The 20,080-nt window shown below is 65.1% G+C and carries 16 protein-coding genes and 1 pseudogene; 11 read left to right on the top strand and 6 right to left on the bottom strand.

All coding sequences use genetic code 11. The annotated features are described in order from the left end of the window. Window positions 1-38 precede the first annotated feature (38 nt). On the bottom strand, window positions 39-791 hold the full coding sequence (gene rpsB / locus H9K76_RS15265) for a 30S ribosomal protein S2 (RefSeq protein WP_187596221.1): 753 nt from the start codon (window positions 789-791) through the stop codon (window positions 39-41). A gap of 529 nt (window positions 792-1,320) precedes the next feature. Here rpsB and H9K76_RS15270 point away from each other — a divergent pair. From H9K76_RS15270 to H9K76_RS15280, 3 genes are all read left to right on the top strand, one after another. After that, entirely contained in the window at window positions 1,321-2,568 is a 1,248-nt protein-coding gene (locus H9K76_RS15270) for an FAD-dependent oxidoreductase (RefSeq protein WP_187596222.1), read from the top strand. Window positions 2,569-2,601: 33 nt separating this feature from the next. Next, window positions 2,602-4,143 (top strand): NAD(P)H-hydrate dehydratase, encoded by a 1,542-nt coding sequence (locus tag H9K76_RS15275; RefSeq protein WP_187596223.1) that lies wholly within the window; start codon window positions 2,602-2,604, stop codon window positions 4,141-4,143. A 175-nt stretch (window positions 4,144-4,318) separates the two neighbouring features. Then, the gene (locus H9K76_RS15280) at window positions 4,319-4,498 is read left to right on the top strand and encodes a hypothetical protein (RefSeq protein ID WP_187596224.1); all 180 of its coding nucleotides are present in this window, start codon (window positions 4,319-4,321) and stop codon (window positions 4,496-4,498) included. 89 nt (window positions 4,499-4,587) lie between these two features. On the opposite strand, the gene H9K76_RS15285 is transcribed toward H9K76_RS15280, so the two are convergent. From H9K76_RS15285 to H9K76_RS15300, 4 genes are read right to left on the bottom strand one after another with little or no spacing between them, the layout of a single operon-like run. After that, complete coding sequence (locus H9K76_RS15285; RefSeq protein ID WP_246475043.1) at window positions 4,588-5,316, bottom strand: hypothetical protein; 729 nt, start codon at window positions 5,314-5,316, stop codon at window positions 4,588-4,590. A 53-nt stretch (window positions 5,317-5,369) separates the two neighbouring features. Further along, on the bottom strand, window positions 5,370-6,377 hold the full coding sequence (locus H9K76_RS15290; protein WP_187596225.1) for an MlaD family protein: 1,008 nt from the start codon (window positions 6,375-6,377) through the stop codon (window positions 5,370-5,372). Between the two features lie 26 nt (window positions 6,378-6,403). Then, on the bottom strand, window positions 6,404-7,222 hold the full coding sequence (locus H9K76_RS15295) for an MlaE family ABC transporter permease (protein WP_187596226.1): 819 nt from the start codon (window positions 7,220-7,222) through the stop codon (window positions 6,404-6,406). A gap of 36 nt (window positions 7,223-7,258) precedes the next feature. Continuing rightward, the gene (locus tag H9K76_RS15300; protein WP_187596227.1) at window positions 7,259-7,717 is read right to left on the bottom strand and encodes a Cd(II)/Pb(II)-responsive transcriptional regulator; all 459 of its coding nucleotides are present in this window, start codon (window positions 7,715-7,717) and stop codon (window positions 7,259-7,261) included. A gap of 40 nt (window positions 7,718-7,757) precedes the next feature. On the opposite strand from H9K76_RS15300, the pseudogene H9K76_RS15305 reads away from it, so the two are divergent. Further along, window positions 7,758-9,865: pseudogene (locus H9K76_RS15305) on the top strand (heavy metal translocating P-type ATPase). A gap of 78 nt (window positions 9,866-9,943) precedes the next feature. Here the strand turns inward: H9K76_RS15305 and H9K76_RS15310 are convergent. Further along, window positions 9,944-14,509 (bottom strand): choice-of-anchor Q domain-containing protein, encoded by a 4,566-nt coding sequence (locus tag H9K76_RS15310; RefSeq protein WP_187596228.1) that lies wholly within the window; start codon window positions 14,507-14,509, stop codon window positions 9,944-9,946. Window positions 14,510-14,745: 236 nt separating this feature from the next. Between H9K76_RS15310 and H9K76_RS15315 the strand changes: the two genes are divergently transcribed. The 7 genes from H9K76_RS15315 (at window position 14,746) to H9K76_RS15345 (ending at window position 20,028) form a co-directional block, all read left to right on the top strand. Then, window positions 14,746-15,150 carry a hypothetical protein gene (locus tag H9K76_RS15315; protein WP_246475047.1) on the top strand — a complete coding sequence of 135 codons (405 nt, stop codon included), beginning with the start codon at window positions 14,746-14,748 and terminating at the stop codon, window positions 15,148-15,150. A gap of 102 nt (window positions 15,151-15,252) precedes the next feature. Next, the gene (locus H9K76_RS15320) at window positions 15,253-15,636 is read left to right on the top strand and encodes a hypothetical protein (protein ID WP_187596230.1); all 384 of its coding nucleotides are present in this window, start codon (window positions 15,253-15,255) and stop codon (window positions 15,634-15,636) included. Continuing rightward, complete coding sequence (locus H9K76_RS15325; protein ID WP_187596231.1) at window positions 15,633-17,081, top strand: TolC family protein; 1,449 nt, start codon at window positions 15,633-15,635, stop codon at window positions 17,079-17,081. Before H9K76_RS15320 ends, H9K76_RS15325 begins: the two co-directional genes overlap by 4 nt. A 1-nt stretch (window position 17,082) precedes the next feature. Continuing rightward, window positions 17,083-18,483 carry a multicopper oxidase family protein gene (locus H9K76_RS15330; protein WP_187596232.1) on the top strand — a complete coding sequence of 467 codons (1,401 nt, stop codon included), beginning with the start codon at window positions 17,083-17,085 and terminating at the stop codon, window positions 18,481-18,483. A gap of 23 nt (window positions 18,484-18,506) precedes the next feature. After that, entirely contained in the window at window positions 18,507-19,007 is a 501-nt protein-coding gene (locus H9K76_RS15335) for a cupredoxin domain-containing protein (protein ID WP_246475048.1), read from the top strand. A 92-nt stretch (window positions 19,008-19,099) separates the two neighbouring features. Next, window positions 19,100-19,591, top strand: coding sequence for a DUF411 domain-containing protein (locus H9K76_RS15340; protein WP_187596233.1), 492 nt, complete (start codon window positions 19,100-19,102; stop codon window positions 19,589-19,591). Between the two features lie 20 nt (window positions 19,592-19,611). Next, complete coding sequence (locus H9K76_RS15345; RefSeq protein WP_246475049.1) at window positions 19,612-20,028, top strand: copper-binding protein; 417 nt, start codon at window positions 19,612-19,614, stop codon at window positions 20,026-20,028. Window positions 20,029-20,080: the final 52 nt, after the last annotated feature.

Raw genomic sequence — 20,080 nt, forward strand, 5'->3', positions numbered from 1 at the left:
CGCTTTTCTTCGCGACGAGTCGCGCGGCCTTCTTTCAATTAGGCAGCGGCTTCGTCCACTTCCACGAATTCGTCGGAGCCTTCGGCCTGGACAGCCTTGACCACTTCGTTCACCGCATTGGCGCGGCCTTCGAGGATTGCGTCGGCGATGCCACGGGCATACAGAGCCACGGCCTTGGCCGAGTCATCGTTGCCGGGGATCACGTAGTCGATACCTTCTGGGGAGTGGTTGGAGTCAACCACACCGATCAGCGGAATGCCCAGCTTCTTGGCTTCGGCAATAGCGATCTTGTGGTAGCCCACGTCGATCACGAAGATGGCGTCCGGCAGGGCGTTCATGTCCTGAATGCCGCCGATGTCCTTCTCGAGCTTTTCCAGTTCGCGCGAGAACATCAGCTGTTCCTTCTTGCTCATGGATTCGAGGCCGGCTTCCTGCTGTGCCTTCATGTCCTTCAGACGCTTGATGGAAGTCTTCACGGTCTTGAAGTTGGTCAGCATGCCGCCCAGCCAGCGCTGGTCAACGAAAGGCACGCCGGCGCGGGTGGCTTCTTCCTTCAGGATTTCACGAGCCTGGCGCTTCGTGCCGACCATCAGGACGGTGCCGCGGTTGGCAGACAGTTGCTTGACGAACTTCTGCGCGTCCTGGAACATCGGGAGCGACTTTTCCAGGTTGATGATGTGGATCTTGTTGCGATGACCGAAGATGAACGGGGCCATCTTGGGGTTCCAGAAGCGGGTTTGGTGACCGAAGTGGACACCGGCTTCGAGCATTTCGCGCATCGTGACGGACATGAGATTTCTCCAAAGGTTGGGTCTTAAATCCAGCCCCGATTAATCGCCGTCCATTCAAAAACGGAAGCAGCGACACCTTGACGGGCCTGGTTTGCGATTGTTTTGCCCGGCGGCCCCCTTAGTCTTCCTGGTGCGAAACCATATACAGTCATCGCATTCAGCCCAAGGCACCACTCGGCAAAACCCTAGGATTCTAGCACATTCCTGCACCACTTCCGTGGTACATCGCCGCTCGGACTCCCTTCATCCCACCACCAAAGGCCGCGCCAGGCATCGCCGCAGACCATCGTTTGCGTTTCCGCCACGGCAGCGTCACCGTCTTCCGCGATAGTGCGGGTTCACATTGATTGACGCTTGTTTGCGGATACCAAGGTCATTGCGTGCCCGACTGGCTCCGGGGACTCGGCACTCAGAGGACAATGCACGGTTCGCCACGGGCCGCGCAAAATTCAGAGCACCAAAACGGTGCCATGACTGGGTGACGCAATGCCGGACGGGTTGCATGATTGTCTGAAAACATTGAGATTCCATGGAAATAGCGATTGTGGGCGCTGGCATCGTAGGCATTGCCACTGCTTATGAACTGGCCTGTGACGGCCACCGCGTGACGGTGTATGAACAGCGTAGCGCCGCCGCCGAAGAAGCCAGCTTTGCGAGTTCGGGCCTGCTGGCCCCGTCCCTGCTGATTCCATGGGCAGCCGCGGGCGTGGGCGCGGCCTCCACCTCGATGCTCTGGGGACGGCAGCCCGCGTTTCGCATGGCGCGCGGGGCCGGCCGAGCCGAGTATTCGTGGCTGCTGCGCTGGCGCAAGGCAGCGCGCTCGCCGTCCGCCGAAGCGACACTGACCGCGCTCGAGCGGCTCGGACGCTACAGCCTCGAGCGCACACGCAAGCTCTCCGCGCTGTTCGAGATCGACATCGAAACCAGCCATGGCACGCTGGTGCTGCTGCGCGGCAAGCATGACCTGCGCAAGCTCCAGCCCGTGCCCGACCTGCTCCGCAACGGCGGCAGCACGATCACCGAGATCGATGCAGACACCACCCGGCTGATCGAGCCCGGGCTCTGCCCCGACATTCCCCTGCTGGGCGCGCTCCATGCACCCGATGGCGAAGCCGCCAACTGCCGCCTGTTCGCGCAGGTGATGCGTTATGCGGCGCAGGAGCATGGCGTGAAGTTCCTTTTCAATACACGGGTGGAGTCGATCTCCGGCCACCCGGTCACCCTGCAGGTCGGGGGCGACAGCACGCCGCGCAGGGCCGATGCAGTCGTACTCTGCGCCGGCCTTGCCAGCGCCGGCCTGTTGCGCCGGCACGGGGTGAACCTGCCGGTGGCCGCCCTCCATGGCTACACCATCAGTGCGCCTCTGCGCGAGGAACTGCACGCCCCGCAGGGCACGGTGATCGATCCGGTGCACCGCATCACCATCGCACGCCAGGGACAGCGCGTGCGTGTCTCGGGTGGCGCAGAGCTTGGCCATGGCGGCGGCGAGCACCATGCCGAGACTCTTCAGAAGCTGTATTCGGCACTCTCCGGCTGGTTTCCTGGGGGTGCGCAACTCTCGTCCCAGCAGTTGCAGATCTGGCGCGGTGCGCGCCCCACCCTGCCCGATGGCGCGCCGGCCCTTGGCGCAAGCGGTATTCCCGGCCTGTGGTTGAACACCGGCCACGGTGCCTGCGGCTGGGCACTGGCCTGCGGTAGCGCGAGGCTGCTGGCCGACCAGATCGCCGGGGCTCCCATGGCCATGGAGATCGACGCGTTCGGCGCGCACCGCTTCTGAGAACGCGTCCGCGCCCCGGGGCACAATGGCGCGATGCAGCGCGTCACCTTCGATCATCCTCACCCGCTTCACGACCTGCAAGCCACGCGACAAATCGAGGCGGCAGGCATCGCCGCCACCGGCCCGCATGTGCTGATGCAGCGGGCCGGCGCATGCGTTGCACGGCTCGCACAGGCTCTGGCACCCCATGCGCGGTTGATCTGGATAGCCTGCGGTGCCGGCAACAACGGCGGCGACGGACTCGAAGCCGCGGCGCTGCTGCATGCCCATGGATTCCGGGTGCAGGTGAGCTGGCTGGGCTCGGTCGAGAAGGCATCGGCCGACACCCTGAAGTCATGGCACAAGGCAGTCGCCGCAGGTGTACTGTTCGTCGACGAGCCTCCGCACGACCTGGAAGACCAGGACCTCTGCATTGATGCCCTGCTGGGCATCGGACTCACGCCGCACGACAGCGGCCGTTCGCCGTCTGCGGCACTGCGGTCGCTGCTCGACGTGGTGCGCGGCACGCGGGCCACGGTGCTCTGCGTCGACCTGCCCTCGGGTCTGATGGCGGATTCGGGCCAGTGGGCCGCGGGCTTTGAGCCACTGCCGTCCCCTCCATCTGCACCGCGCCACACCTTGAGCCTGCTCACGCTCAAGCCGGGCCTTTTCACAGGCATGGGCCGCGATGCAGCCGGCACGGTCTGGCTCGACGACCTGCAACTGCCGTCCCCCGATGCCGCGCCCCGCGCATGGCTGGCATGCGCCCCTCACGGCATCCATCCATCGCGACCACATGCCAGCCACAAGGGAAGCTGGGGCGACGTCGCCGTGGTCGGCGGCGAAGGCCTGGAAGAACGCGGCATGGGCATGACGGGTGCGGCACTGCTGGCCGCCTCCGCGGCATTGCATGCGGGCGCCGGGCGGGTGATGCTTTCCGCGCTCGATCCTGCCCTGACCCAATCTCCAGCCCTGGCACCCGAGATCATGCTGCGCCGTTTCGAAAAGCTGGACCTGGAGACGGCCACCATCGTCTGCGGCTGCGGTGGGGGCGATGCCGTCAGGACCGTCCTCCCGCAGATCCTGAAGACCGCCCGTCGACTGGTGCTCGATGCAGATGCCCTCAACGCGATCGCGACCGATGCCGGCATGCAGGCATTGCTTGCACAACGCGCGCGCCATGCGAGCTTCGTCACCGCCATGACGCCCCATCCGCTGGAGGCCGCGCGGCTGCTCGGCAGCGATACGCGCACCGTGCAATCCGACCGCATCGCCGCCGCGCGCGAGCTTGCAGAGCGCCATGGCTGCATCGCCGTGCTCAAGGGCTCGGGCAGCATCATCACGGCGCCGGGCGAGACCCCCTTCATCAATCCAACAGGCAATGCACGCCTTGCCACAGGCGGCACCGGCGATGTGCTGGCGGGATTGCTGGGCGCAAGAATCGCGGCCCTCGACAACACGCAGGATGGCCTGGCCCGGCGGGCCTTCCTCGCCGCTTGCCAGGCCTGCTGGCAGCATGGCCGGGCGGCCGAAGACGATCTTTTCTCCCGGGGCCTCACTGCATCCGGCCTGGCCCGGGCACTTTCACCGATGTGACATCCGCCCAACGCGAATTGCAAGCAAGGGTGAACTCGAACGTTCGCAACGCGGAATAGCCCTCGTCCGACAACATTTCTCCCAGATCGAATGCTCCAATAGAGTCAGCTTGTCAACCCCGATAAGCACTCACACGTTGATTACCTGCAAACCATCTTTTTCCGAGGACCCTGTCATGAACCGCAACATCCGCCAAGGATCGCGCGCACTGGCAGCCTTCACGGTAACGGTAGCTTTGGCTGTAGCGGCCACTGCCATGACACTGATTCCCGATGAGGCTGTGCAGTCCGTCGATTCGTTGATCACAGCAAACACGCAACTGGACAAACTGCTGAGCGCAGAATTGTTCAATTGAGCTTCTGACGACTCCGTCGCAAGGGGTTCTGGCGGGCGAATCTCACGCCGCCCGCCGACTCCTGATCGCCGATCTTTCACACCTTCACATCAAGGCCTCTTTTCAGGGGCCTTTTCATTTTTTGCGCTGCCGTCGCCTTTCATATCCCCGGCCTGAACAGGCTGCCCCTGTGTCCGGACCAGCGCCATGCGGCGCTTGATGGAGGCCTCGAGCGCCTCGTCCCCGAGGGTACGCGCCCGCTCGGCGCGCAAGCTCAGCCAGCCCAGCAGCGCCCTGCTCCACCCCTGGGCCGATGCCACATCGCCTGCCTTCACCAACGTCTCCGGCGTGGCCCGCCCGGCACGCAGCGCGGCACCCGAAGCCACCAGCAACGACAGCGGATCGGCGATCTCTGCGATCGCACCCACGTTCGTCGCCGCTTTGCGCTGGGCCTCGGGCAGCAGCGCGACCTGTTGCGCGGTGAGCCCGCGTCCGGCCAGATAGTCGGCATAGGCCAGGAGCTCGGCCGGCTGCACGTCGGCGCGCAAGGCCTCGAAGGCCGGGCAATCCAGCACCTCCGCACTGGCCGCCTGCGCAGCGCAGCGGTTGAGCTCCACCTTCGCCAGCACATCGGGGCGACCCGTGCGCGCGGCCTCGCTGCGCGCCGCACGCCACTCCTGATCCGCCACCCGGCTCCTGCCGGAGAGATAGGCATCGCTTGCGCGCTGCACCGAGCCGAAGGCGTTGACCTGCCAGTCGGGCACGGGGGGCTTGTCAGCGCATGCCCCCAGCATCAATGCGCCGCCGAGCACCGCCAAGCGCGCCAGCTGCCGGGACATGCAAAACCTCATAGGAACACGGGAAGACCCGGCGACGGCAACAGCGGTTCTGTTCATGGCAGTTTCAGCTCCGAATCCTTGGCGAACGGCCATTTGCGGTTGATGTCGGCAAGCAGCGACTCCACCTTGCGCAGATTGGCCTCGACCTCTCCGCGCAACGCACCCAGATCGGTCGTCGCCTCGCGGGCGTTGGCCCCCACGGCCTGCGCCTCCACCAGTACCGCATCGATCTTGGTGAGACTCTGGCGCGTGTCCGCCAACAACCCGTTGAGCTGCACCACGGCACCACGAACATCCGCCACCAGCCCCGCGTCCTTGCCCGCGCCGAACACCTGCCTGTCGGCCTTGCCGACCATGCCGTCAAGGCGCACCAGCAACTGGTTCACGCGGTCGAGCGCGGCGGCCAGCTTCTTCGCATCCGCCTCGTTTCCGGTCAGCACCTTGATCGCGCCTCCCGGGCCGTTGAGGCTGTCGGTCAGCGTGCGCACGTTCTCGACCACGCCGCCCAGCGCCGAGCCCTGGCTGGTCATGGCGTTCAGGTTGTCCAGCAACTCGCGTGCGGACGACATGAGCTGGGGGATCTCCGCCGTGGCATCGCCACGCAGCACCGGGCGCATGGCTCCGTCCTCGAGCTGCGGGTCGGTCAGGATGCCGCTGTAGGCCTTGATCGACGTGCCGCCGACGATGCCGCTCACCAAGGTGAACACGCTGGTCGCGCGCAGCCAATGCGCATCCTTCTTCGGCACGTCGATGAGGATGTGCACCTCGGCGTTGTCCGCCAGTTCGATGCGTCGCACCCGGCCGATCGGAAAGCCCTGGAACGTCATGTCCATGCCCACCGACACGCCCTGCGAATCATCGGCCGTGAGAATCAGGCGCTGCGTGGGCTCGAATACGCCGCGCGCATACATCAGGTAGACGACGGCGCCCACGATGAGCGCCGCCGTGAACAGCAGCATTGCCACGGCCTTGCGCTCCAGATGCGCGACCGGCCGCAGCAGCTCCTCGCTTTCCAGCAGGGGCCTTTGCCTGGTTGTCGGTTCGTTCTCTGGATCATTCATCCTGTTGTACCCAGTGTGGTTTCAGTTCAGTAATAGTTGACCACCAGCGATGCGGCCTCGATGAGCAGCAACACGGCGAACATCCGCGCCAGCCCGCCCAGCTCGGAATCCAGCCTGCGCGGCCCGCCGGCCAATGGGGTCCTGGCATCCGCATACAACCCCTCGGCCATTGGAATGAGCGCAATCGCCAGGCTGAAGCACACGGTCTTGAAGGCGAAGATCGCTGTGACCTGCGGCGAGAACACATGGCCGAACATGCGCGTGTAGATGGGCAGCCCCGCCACGCTCAATCCATAGACTCCCACATAGGCCATCACCAGCGCCACCACGCAGGACAGCGCCGCCAGCGTCACGCTGGCATAGATGCCCGCCACCACGCGCGGCAGCAACTCGACGCGGATGGGGTCCGCGCCATGACCGCGCAGCCGCTCGAAATGCCCCGATTGCTGCATCAGCGCCAGCCTGGTGCCGTTGGGAATCGTGGCACGCATGGCCACGAACAACGCCGCGGTAAGCGGGATCAGCTCCAGCACCAGCACGCGGATCACCATCTCCATCGCATAGCGCGACAGTCCATAGCTCTGCGCCGTCACCACGACGATGCGCGTGATCACCAGGCTCAGCAGCGCCGCAAGCAAGGTATGACCGACAAGGATCGGGGCGGTCTCCATGTACATGTGCCGCGCCAGGCGCCAGCGCGTGGCGCGGTTGTAGCTGGAGGGCGAGAGCATCAGCACCAGCACCACCGCGCCCAGGTAGATGATGCGCCACCAGGCCACGGCCCAGCGCCGCAGCATGTTCCACGTGCGGTGCGGCAGATCGACGATGCCCTGTGCTGCACTCATGGATCGATCATAGCGGGGCGGACGCACCTTCCGGCGTCAGACATGACGCTTGTGCGCCGGCTGCGGAGCAGGCACGGGCTCGGCATCGGCACGCTCATGCAGAGCGTCGATCACCTGGCAATGGCCGCCGGTGCCGTCGCAGCGGCCGCGCAGCGACAGCAGTTCATGCTCCAGCGTCTGCAGTTCGGCAAGGCGCGTGCGTACATGCACCAGGTGCTCGTCGAGCGTGGCGCAGGCGGCGTGGGCATCGCTTTCGGATCCCGCATCGAGCGCGAGCAGAGTGCGCACCTCGCCCAGCGACATGTCCATCGCCCGGCACAGGCGCACGAAGCGCAGCCGGTGGATTTCCTCATCGCTGTAGAGCCGGTACAGGTTGCCCCCACGCGCCTGCTCGGGCAACAGCCCCTCTTTCTCGTAGTAGCGAATGCTGGCCGCGGGAATGCCCGAGAGGCGGGCGGCATCTCCGATACGGTATTGTGGGCTTTGCTGGGACATCGCTTGACCTTCAAGTGACTTCAAGGTTTCCAATCATGGCATGAGCCAAATGACCCCACTCCCCAAGCCACTGGAACCCCTGGATCACAACCATGGTCATGATCACGCGCACGACCATGGCAAGGACCACGGGCACGACCACGCCCAGCCCGCCCGGAAGGCACGGGCTGCACCGCCCGCCATCGGCTGCGGCGCCTGCTGCGGGGGCCTGCGCAGGCTTCGCACGCGCACGGTAACGAAGACGGCGGCGACGACCACGCCGGCCATGACCACGGCGTGCTGCCCGGCTGGCCGCGCATCTTCGCAGCGCTTGCCGTGGCCCTCGGTGCAGAGGTCAGCCACTGGTTCCAGCTCGAGTATGTGGGCATGGCGCTCGCGGTTCTCGCCATTGCGCTGTCGGGCCTGGGTGTCTACAAGGCCGGCATCCAGAGCCTGCTGAAGCTCAAGCTCGGCATCCATGCACTCATGGCCGTGGCGGTCACGGGCGCCTTCATCATCGGCCAATGGCCCGAAGCGGCCATGGTGATGGCGCTCTATGCCGCGGCGGAACGCATCGAGGATCAGGCGATGGACAAGGCACGCAACGCCATCCGCAGCCTGCTCAACCTGGCCCCCGAAACGGCCGACGTGCTGCTGGCCGACGGTACCGTGCAGAAGTTGCCCGTGGAACAGGTCAGCCTCGGCGCGCTGGTACGCGTGGCACCCGGCGCACGCGTGCCGCTCGATGGCAAGGTCACCCAGGGCGAGAGCACGGTCGACCAGGCACCCATCACCGGCGAAAGCAAGCTCGCCGACAAGGCCGTCGGCGACGACCTGTATGCCGGCAGCGTCAACCAGCACGGCGAGTTGCAGATGCAGGTCACCTCACCGCCCGACAACACGCTGCTCGCACGCATCGTTCACGCCGTGGAGGAGGCCCAGGCCTCGCGCGCACCGACCCAGCGTTTCGTGGACCGCTTCGCACAGGTCTACACGCCCATCGTCTTCGTGCTCGCCGTACTGCTGGCCGTGCTGGCACCGTTCGTGATGGGCTGGACCTGGCACCAGTCCGTCTACCAGGCTCTGGCGCTGCTCGTGATCGCGTGCCCTTGTGCCCTCGTGATTTCCACGCCCGTGACCGTGGTGAGCGCCCTGACCGCCGCCGCCAAGCGCGGCATCCTGATCAAGGGCGGCAGCGCGCTCGAAGAGGCACGCAACATCAAGGTGATCGCGCTCGACAAGACCGGCACGCTCACCACCGGCAGCCCCACGCTCGTGCAGTGGCAGGCCCTGGCCGCTGGCGATGACGCGGACGCCGCGCACATCGCATGGCAGCTCGCCAGCCGCTCGGACCACCCCGTCTCGCGCGCCATTGCAGCGGGTCTTGCCAAGACCCTGCCCGCCAACCTGGAGAACACCGTGCAGGATCTCAAGGCGCTGCCCGGGCGCGGCGTGGAAGGCCAGGTGAACGGCACACGCCATGTCCTGGCGAACCTGCGCATGATCCGCGAGATGGGCCTGGCCACCCCCGAACTGGAAAAGCAGCTCGTCGAGCAGGAAACCCAGGGGCGCACCGTCACCCTGCTGGCCGATGCGCGATCGGTACGCGCGCTGTTCGCCGTGGCCGATCCGCTGCGCAGCACCTCGCGCGAGGCGGTGGAACAGCTCAGGGCCGTAGGCGTCGAACCCATCGTGCTGAGCGGCGACAACACCGCCACCGTCCGTGCCGTGGCGGCCGAGGCCGGTATCGAAGACGCGCGCGGCAGCCTGCTGCCGCAGGACAAGCTCGACCTGCTCGCCACCTTCCAGAAGACCAAGGGCCCCACCGCCATGACCGGCGACGGCATCAACGACGCTCCGGCGCTCGCCAAGGCCGACGTGGGCTTCGCCATGGGCGGTGCACACTCCACCGGCATGGCCATGGAAACCGCCTCCGTCGTCCTCATGAACGACGATCTGCGCCGCATCCCGGACACCGTGCGCCTGTCGCGCTCCGCGCACAGCATCCTCTGGCAGAACATCAGCCTGGCGCTCGGGATCAAGGTGATCTTCTTCGTGCTCGCACTCATGGGCATGGCCACGATGTGGATGGCCGTGGTGGCCGACATGGGAGTTTCGCTGCTGGTGGTGGCCAATGGGCTGCGGTTGAGGAACTGGGGCGGAAAGTAAGGACTCCGGCCATGGATATGCCGTCGGGTTCGACGCGCCCCGAACGGCACCTGCTCGAAGACAGGGCTGCAGTCCGGGCTAGTGCGGATTCGACGCCCCGCCGGGGCGACGCAATCCGCTCCAACCCAACAGCACAGCAAAGGCCATGAGTAGCGCCATGCTCCAGGCGGAAAGCATGGGTACCGGCTGCAGTGCAGCAGGTGCTGCAGAGATTTGGAGCATGGCATGAGGATCCTGGATGACGCCCGCAACGGAGTTGCCATCACCTGCGTCACCGTCCGTCACGGTATAGGTCACCCGCCCACTGTCGGTATCGCTTTTTCCATGGGCAAACCAGCCGTGCGGACCGTATTTGTAGGCCGTCAGATCTGCCAAGCTGCCTTCAGGATAGTCCACCTGCACGGTCAGGGTACCGCCAGGGCATGTGATGGCCGTGAAGGCCAGAGCCCCCAACGGAGCCGCTGCGTATGCAGGCAACGGACCGGGAGCCTCTCCCCATTGCGGCGCTGCACCCTGCAGTGCGCAGCCGTTCATGTCGCTGGTGATACGCACCCTTTCAGCCTTGCTGCCACCAACCGGTCCGTCGAACAATGGAATATCCAGCACCAACGCCAGGCTGGCATCGGACGTGCCGCCGCGATTGCTGGCTTTGGCGGTCAGCCGGTGCGGCCCGGTGCTCAGGACTTGGGAGAGTAGAAACCGGCCGTCGACTTCAGCGACAACAACACCAAGAGAAATCACCCCATCGAAGACCTCCACCGTGCTTTTCGGTACGGCGGTGCCGACGATGGTGCCGTCATCGGCCGAGATGAGTTGCGGCGGGACGGGCCGGACCAGCGCGGCAACCCGTACGTTCTGCCGTACCTGCAAGGCGGGAGCGTAGCGCACATTGCCTATCTGATCCGCATTGATCGTGCATACGCCCTCCGCCACAAAACGAACCGAATGACTTCCCGGTTCGAGAGTGCACACGTTGCCTGTATCGGCAGCAATTGAAAGAATGACCGGGTTGCCCGACGCGCCGCCGGTGGCGACTACGTCATAGCTGTCACCGACCTGCGCGGCTGAAGGGGCCGCGCTCGTGAAGACGATGACCTGCTCGAGCAGCACGGGGAGCTCTACCTCGAAGCTTTGCGACACGTCCGCTGCCGCAGCAAACTCGGCGTTGCCAGCCTGACTTGCGGTGATCGTGCATGCCCCCAAGGCGATCGGCATCAGTACATTGCCCGCAACAGTGCACACACTCGTCGGCCCCGCTGCAAAGCTCAGCGGCAATCCTGAACTGGCATGGGCTTCGAGCATGAACGGAATGCCCGGCACATGCGAACCGATGATGGGAAAGTCGATGTATTGGTCTGCACCGCTCGAGGCAGCACCTTTTTGCACTTCAACCGCGCCGATGTCGCATAGCCCCCCAACGGAGTTCGCACCGGGACGCGGCTGGCCACGCTGATCGAGGGTAACGCCCTCCAGGCAAGGAGCGGCATCGATCAGTGAACTGCCGGTGCGCGGCATGAATGTGCGCGTCAACCCTCCGTTGTGTGCAAGCGTGGCGAGTTCGGCATCGCCATCGATCCGGTTAGAGCCGGACTGCGTCAGGTTGCCATGCAGGTTCGACAGAAGGCTCGTACCCTCTTCGATGTTGCCCGCGATCACACTATTGGTCACGGTGCCACCCCCCTGCGCGTGGATGCCGCCGCTGGCTACGAGGTCCGGGCGCAGCCTGTAGGAGCTATTCCCCGATATCGTGGCATGCAGCAAGGTGACGCTACCGAAGCTGGCGACGCCTGCCCCGGCGCCATCCGCTCGGTTGCCCGTGATCGTGCTGTTGGTGATCGTCAATGGGCCTTCGCTACGCAGCCCCCCTCCGGCGCTGTCTTGCACCACGTAGGGTTGCTTGTTGATCTGGCCTGCCGCGTTGTTGTTGGCGATCAGGCTGTTGCTCACGGAAAGCGAATTGAAGGCATGAATACCGCCGCCATCACCGATGACGGCTTCGTTGCCGGTAATCTCACAGTTCTCGATGACCAGTGCGCCTCGACTGTAGATACCACCTCCCGACCCGGGACTGGAGTAGCCCACGCGATCACCGGTGGGAACAAAGCCCGCGTATGCCTTGTTGTTCCTGACAGCACAATGGCGCAAGGTGAGCGTGCCATCATTATTCACGCCCCCGCCGTGGCCAGGGTCGGAGGCACGACTGCCGGGCGCGCCACGCGGCATGGCCCCGACCACCCCGCCGCTCAGGGTCAGCCCCTCGACAGTAGCGTTGGCACCGGAGGCCACGGCGAGAATACGAAACCGCGTCTGCGGTGTGCCGTAGCCGTAGCCTCGATGCAGATCGAGTTGGTCCGGGCCTGGACCGATCAGTTCCACGCGGTCACGCAACGCAGGCAGCGCCGATGCCAGCAGCAGTTGCTTGGGAGTGCCGTCGAACAAGCCCGACTCGAAAACGATCCGATCGGTCACCAGCGGATTCGGGTCACCCGCCGAGCAAGCGCCGCGGACCACATTGTCATTGGCGGACCGGATGGCATCGCGCAAACTGCAATGCGTGGTGCTTGTATCGTCCAGCGTGGTGACGACAATCGCTGCCGTATTGCCGTCAGGGTGGACCGTAAAGCTGCGCGTCACCGGCACTGCAGGGGCGTACTCCGCATTCCCCTCTTGCGTGGAGGTGACGATGCAGATCCCCGTGCCGCTCGCTCCGCCGGCGATCACCGTGTTTCCCGATAGGGAACATGGGCCTTGAGCGGCATAGCGCACGGGCAGCCCCGAACTGGTGACGGCCTTGAGCGCCTGAGGTGGATCGCTGAGCACGCGATCGGAGAGCGCAGGAAACTCGATCCCCTGGGCGATCTTGGTGTGGGCGCTGCTGATTTGCAGGCTGCGCTGCACGGCCATGCGCGGCAAATCCGCGCCGCCTCCTTCGGCAGGAAGCGAGACTTCAAGTACGCACGAGCCGACGGCCAAGGGCGTAACCATCCAACCCGAGGCGGCACATACCAGCGGTGTCAATGTGACGAGATTCAACCGTCCCGTTGCATCGGAGCCCAGCGGCCGCGTAGCCGCCACGATCAGCTGAAACGCCCCTTCACTCAACAGGCGGTCGGACGGCGCATCGAAGCGCAGGCTTTGCTCCAGGCGACCGCGGAACTCATGCGCGCCGATCTCGCACTTGCCATCGAGTGGACGCGGTCCACCCGTCTGGTCCACGGAAACTTCATAGCAATCCGTGGCATTGATCGCGGGGCTCGCGGGCAAGATGGTTTGAACGCGTGCAAGACCATCATCCAGCAAAGGCCCCAGACGAGCCTCAGCGACCAGATCATGGGGCTGAAAGTTGCCTATCCCTGAACGATCACCAAACAGGTTGCGTGCAGGCGCCCCGTTGAGGTCTGCATCCACATCGGGCGACATGTCCGCACTGTTGCCAGCGATCAAGTTAGCTGCCAGGGTCAAGCCGTTCTCGAGCGAGTCGTTGGAAACGAACAGATCCAATCCTCCGCCAACGCCAGCGCGGTTATTGGTGATGGTGTTGTGGCTGAGGTTCAGCCTGTCGAAAAGACTCTTGGAGTCGATGCCGATGCCGCCTCCATTCATGTCTGCACGGTTGCCGTGCAGCATGCTGTTGACAAGCCGGAACTGGTCGTTTTCGAACGTGCGCACCATGATCCCGCCGCCACTGCGGCCTGCGCGATTGCCATACACGCTCAGGCGTTCAAGGAGAATGTCGTCTCCATAGACGATCATTCCTCCGCCTTCATCGGTTGCGACATTGTCGTGGATCGCACTGGTGCGGATCCGAGGTGACTCTCCGGCAAACAGGCCACCGCCGCTGGACGCTTGATTGAATGCGATCTCGCTGCTCTCGATCGTCATGGCCCCGCCATGGATGCCGCCCCCGCCCGCACCCGTACGATTGCCGACCACAGAGCTGCGCAGCATCGTCAATGTTCCTTCAGCGACATAGATACCCCCGCCGCCGCCATCATCTCCTGGTGCCTGATGGCTGGCGACTGTACGGTTGTTGGCGATGCGGCTATCGACAATAGACAGAGTGGATCCGCGAAAATAGACCCCTCCGCCCGTCGGATTGATATTGAATACGGTTCCGGGCCTGGCAGAGCGGACAGCCTGGTTCCCCTCCACAATGCAGCGCGCTATTTCCAGATCACCGGAACTGCGGATGCCGCCGCCTTGGTCATCCATCACCGCGCCATTGGCCAGAGTGACAGCACTGAGACGGGTCCGCCCGCCTTCAACGGTCAGGATGCGAAAAAAGGGAGCCTCGTCCGCGCGTCGGACCATGAGGCTCTGTGCGCCAGGCCCACTGATCGCAACCCGACCCTTGAGCGAGGGCAGAGAACTGTTCAGTGTCAGCGTGCGTTGCCCTTCGCCAGCAAACAATGCCGTGTCAAAGACGATCTCATCCTCGGCCACACCGTCGGCATCGCCGGCCGGACAGGCGCCGGTGGCTGCATTGTTCGTAGCGGCGATCATGGCATCACGCAGTGTGCATCGCACTGTGCTCACATCGTCCAGCGTGTCCACGGTGATGCGCACCGCATGGGCGAGGGGTGCGGCCCCGGCAAGCAGCAACCCGCACGCCGCAATCAAGCAGCGCTGCATCATTCCTTCCATAAGTGAAGTCCTTTCGTGGCAGACGCTTGGGTCTGCCAGCGAGAGTATGTGCAGTGAACGCAAGCGCAGTCCATAGTACAAATAGACTAGCGAACTCCACGCAGCGCCAGCATGGGCCGAGGTACATCACCTGCCTTCGCGAAGACGCCTGCGGGAGAAATCCATACCTCAGGGCATCTCCACCGGAACTAAATCCAACTCCGGCTATCATTCATCCCATGCACCGCATAGTCTCCATGGCCCTTGTCTTCCTGCTGGTCCTTCGTGGCCTGCTGGGCGACGCCATGGCCATGGGGGTGATCCCGGTGGGCGCAGTGCCGGCCGCAGAGCATTCCGCCTCCGCGCAGCACGCGTCGCACGCGGAGCAAAGCGACCTGCAGCATGGGCTTCATGCCGCCGTAGACGCATCGACGGAGCAGGCCAAGCATTGCAAGAGTGATGCTGCATCCCTCAAACACTGCGGCAACACCCAGCACCATACCCCGTCGTGCTCGGCGTGCGATATCTGCAACTCATCCCTCCACGCCCCTGCGGAACAGGTGCTGGCCACCGAGTCGGCACCGCAATCCCTGCAGGCCGCTCCCAACTCGCGCTTTGTGAGCGCGCAGTCTGCACAGGTGGTCAAGCCACCCATTTCCTGAGCTTTCACGCCCTTGGTGCGTCCGCCGTTTGCTGCTGCCCTCCGGGGTGAGCATGCCGGCCCGGCGGACGCTGTGTGAAATTCATGCTCTCAGGAGATTGCCATGCGCGCCGCGCATTCCTCTCTTTTTTCCTCCATTGTTTTCCGGGCAATGGCGACAACGCTGGGCGTTATCGTCAGCCTCACGGCGGCCCACGCGCAGAGTCGCGACGCGTCGCCACCGTCGTCCTCACCATCCATCACGGATGCCCATGCACCGACCCTGGCGCTTGAACACGAGGCGCTGCAACCCGCTGGCCAGATCGTTCAACAGCCCGGTGACTGGCGTGCCGCCAATCGCGCCGTCGCCGAGTTTCCCCGCGGGCATGCAGATGTCCTGAAATGGGAAGCGGCACAGCCCCAGGGCGGCGCGAAAACGCCTGCGGCCGTGCCGAAGTCCCGGCCCACGAGCCACCAGCATCACATGCATGATGGAGCCAAGCCATGAACACGCGCCGGATAACCACCACGCTGTCGGCATTGACTGCGGCGCTCGTGCTCGCCGGTTGCGCAAGTGTCGCAAGCGATGGCCTGCGCGGCGACGTGCAGCAGCAGACACAGAGCCGATTGCCCAAGGACGCACAGCTCGCCTCGGCGAATGCCGATGCGCGCAAGGAGGCGCAGGACCGCATTGCCGACTGGCTCAAGCAACCTGTCGACCAGGACACGGCCGTGCGCATTGCGCTCCTGAACAATCCCGATCTGCATGCGCAGCTCGCCGAGCTGGCGGCACAGGATGCCGAGCGCGCGCAGGCGCTCACGCTGATCAATCCGACGCTCACGCTGGGACGCTTCACCAACGGGCACGAGCGCGAGATCGAGCGCCAGCTCGGCTTCAACCTGGTCAACGTGATCACCCTGCCCTGGCGTTCGCGCTGGCTTGGCTGGCAGATGGAGCGCGCAACGCTGCAGGCTTCGCAGAACGTGCTGCTGATGGCCGCAGAGACCCGCAGGGCGTGGCTGCGTGCCGTGGCATCGGAGCAATCGCTGGCGGCCGCAGTGAAGATGAACGACGCCGCGCAGCTGGGTGCGGAACTGGCCCGGCGCATGGCGCAGGTGGGCAACTTCAACAAGCTGCAGCAGGCGCGCGAGCTGTCGATCGCACAGGAGTCCGCAGCGCAGCTCGCACGCGCACGGCTGGCCGCGGCAACCGACCGCGAGCAGCTCTCGCGCATGATGGGCCTGTGGGGCACGCAGGCGGCGTTCCAGTTGCCTGCGCAATTGCCCGCCATTCCACGCAGTGCCGGCGAACTGCGTTCGGGTGACGACGCGGAAGCCACCGCGCTGCGCGAGCGGCTCGACCTGCGCGCGCTGCGGCGGGACCTGGACACGACGGCGGATCGCGGAGGCTGGGCGGGCGTGGGTGCCGTGTTCGGCGATATCGGTGCGACGTACTCCAACAACCGCAGCACGGATCGCGAAACCGGCCACGTCGAGAAGACGCGCGGCTGGGAACTGGACCTGCCGCTGCCCATTTTCGACTGGGGAGGCTCCGCCTCGGCCCGCACGCGCGCCGAGGTCCGGCGCAGTGCCGCGCTGCTGCAATCCACCGCCCTGCGCGCGCGCGGTGAGGCACGGACCAGCTGGTCGCGCTACCGCACGGCATGGGACCTTGCGCACCAGCAGCAGGCCGAGGTGCTGCCGCTTGCCAAGCTGGTGCAGGACGAGACCGTGCTGCGCTACAACGGCATGTTCGACAGCGTCTGGCAACTGCTTGCGCAAGCGCGTGCCACCACGCAGGCCGTGGTGAATGCGACCAATGCCCAGCGCGACTTCTGGCTGGCAGAAACCGATCTGCAGTTGGCACTGACCGGTACGTCGCCCGGCGAAACCGCAGCGCTCGGCAGCAGCGCATCCAACGCCGCCAGCAACACCAACGAACAAGGCCACTGACATGCAACGCCGCAATTTCTTCAAAGGCGCTGCAACCGCCGTTACGACCGCGGTTGCAGCCGCCTCCGTCAGCCGCGTGGCCATGGCCGCGCTGCCCGAACCCGCAAGCCAGTCGTCGGCGGACACCGCCGCACCCCTGGTTCCGCCGAATGGCCGGCCCTACCGGCCGGTGGTCACGCTCAACGGCTGGACCACTCCGTGGCGCATGAGCAATGGTGTCAAGGAGTTCCACCTGGTGGCCGAACCCGTGGTGCGCGAGGTCGCCCCCGGCTTCTCGGTGAACATGTGGGGCTACAACGGCCAGAGCCCGGGCCCGACCATCGAGGTGGTCGAGGGCGACCGCGTGCGGATCTATGTGACCAACCGCCTGCCCGAGCACACCACCATCCACTGGCACGGCCAGCGCCTGCCAAACGGCATGGACGGTGTGGGCGGGCTCACGCAGCCCCACATCGCGCCCGGCAAGACCTTCGTCTACGAGTTCGTCGCACGCCGGCCCGGCACCTTCATGTACCACCCGCATGCCGACGAGATGGCGCAGATGGCGATGGGCATGATGGGCCTGTGGATCACGCACCCCAAGGCCGCAAGCCCGCTGATCGCCCATGTGGATCGCGACTACGCGTTCCTGCTTTCGGCCTATGACGTGGAGCCCGGGGCCATGACGCCGCGCGTCAACGAGATGACGGACTTCAACATCTGGACCTTCAACAGCCGCGTATTCCCCGCGATCACGCCGCTGGTCGCCAAACAGAACGACCGCGTGCGCATCCGCGTGGGCAACCTCACGATGACCAACCACCCGATCCACATCCACGGCCATGAGTTCGAGGTGACCGGCACCGATGGCGGCCCCGTTCCCAGGAGCGCGCGCTGGCCCGAGGTGACCACTGACGTCGCGGTGGGCCAGATGCGGCAGGTGGAGTTCATTGCCGACGAGCTGGGTGACTGGGCGCTGCATTGCCACAAGAGCCATCACACCATGGGTGCCATGGGGCATGACGTGCCGACGATGATCGGCGTGGATCATCGCGGGCTGGTCTCGAAGATCCAGAAGATCGTGCCCGACTACATGCTGATGGGCGAGCGCGGCATGGGAGACATGGGCTCGATGGAAATGCCTCTTCCGGACAACACCTTCCCCATGATGAGCGGCACCGGCCCGTTCGGATCGCTCGAGATGGGGGGTATGTTCACCACGCTCAAGGTGCGCGCGCAGCTGGGTGCCAACGACTACCGCGATCCGGGCTGGTTCAAGCACCCCAAGGACACCGTGGCATGGGAATGGACGGGCAAGCCGCTCGGCGCCGATGCACCGCGCCAGACACCACCCGGCAGCGCATCCGGTGCACCCAGCGTGCGAAAGCCCGGCACCGACTCCGGCCATGACCAACACCACTGACACACAAGGAAGCGAGCCACATCATGATGAAAAGAAAGATCGCCATCTGGAGAACGGTGGCGGCATGCGCCCTGTTCGCCTTCACGGGCACGGCCGTCGCACATGGCAACGAAAGCCATGCCAGCAATGCACCCGTGGCGAAGGAGCAAAAGGACTGGGGCATCGCGGGCGAAGCGGCCCGCTCCACGCGCACCATCACGCTGCGCATGACCGACGACATGCGGTTTACGCCTGACCGGTTCTCCGTGAAGAAAGGCGAAACCGTCACGCTGCGCGTGGAGAACAAGGGCCGGATCATGCACGAGGTCGTGCTGGGAACACCGGCCACTTTGCAGCAGCACGCCGACATGATGCTCAAGTTTCCGGGCATGGAGCATTCCGAACCCTACATGACACACGTGGCGCCGGACAAGGCCGAGGACCTGGTCTGGAACTTCAACCGTGCCGGTCAGTTCGAGTTCGCATGCCTGATTGCCGGCCATTTCCAGGCCGGCATGCGCGGCATCTTCACGGTCACGGAATGAAGGACTCAATGAATCGCCAACCCATTGGACAACGGGCGTCCTCGCCAGACAAGGCGAGGATCGCACCTATCGACAACGCAACGGAAAAACGCATGCAACACATCAACACATTCCGCAGGGGCCGCCGGCAACTGATCGCCGGCATCGCATCCGCGATCGCCCTGCCCTCCCTGGCCAGCAAGCCCGCGCGCGTGCCGGTGCAACTCTGGAAGGACCCCAACTGCGGGTGCTGCGCGGACTGGGTCAAGCACATGGAGGCCAACGGCTTCCAGGTGACCGTGCACGACGAGGGCAACACCGCCGCCCGTGCGCGGCTCGGCCTTCCCGCACGACTGGGTTCCTGCCATACCGCCCTCGTCGGCAACTACCTGCTCGAAGGGCATGTACCGGCCGACGACGTCAGGAAGCTTCTTGCGCAGAAGCCCAAGGCCATGGGCCTGGCCGTTCCCGGCATGCCGGTGGGCAGCCCGGGCATGGACGGCCCCGAGTACGGCGGCCGCAAGGACCCCTACGACGTACTGCTGGTCACGAAGAACCTCATGAACAGCGACGTATCGACCAGCGTATTCACCAGCTACCGTTGAAACGGCAAGGAGACTCCATCATGACTTTCAAGACCCCTGCATTCCCGACGTCCGTGCACGCACGGCGGCTTGCATCCTTGGCATTCGTTGCACTCGCCTCCGCCGGCCTGGCAACGGGGGCGCATGCCCGGGACGCCAAGGCCATGGATCACTCCGATCATTCGATGCACAAGATGGCTCCGCAAGGCGCCGCCGCACCGGCCAATGCGATGGAGCTCACCGATGGCGAGGTGACCCGCTGGAACCCGGCCACGGGCAAGGTCACCATCCGCCACGCCGAGATCAAGAACCTCGACATGCCGGCCATGACCATGGTGTTCGCGCTCAGGAACCCCGATGATGGCGCCGCGCTGAAAGCGGGCGACAAGGTGCGTTTTCATGCCGAGAGCGCCGATGGATCGCTGGTGATCACACGCATCGAGGTCGTCGCGCAGTAAGCCCTGCTACCGTGCCGCACGGGTGCAGGCCGCGCGACACGGGATCCCCATG

Source organism: Diaphorobacter ruginosibacter (genome assembly GCF_014395975.1).
GTDB classification, from domain to species: Bacteria; Pseudomonadota; Gammaproteobacteria; order Burkholderiales; family Burkholderiaceae_C; genus Diaphorobacter_A; species Diaphorobacter_A ruginosibacter.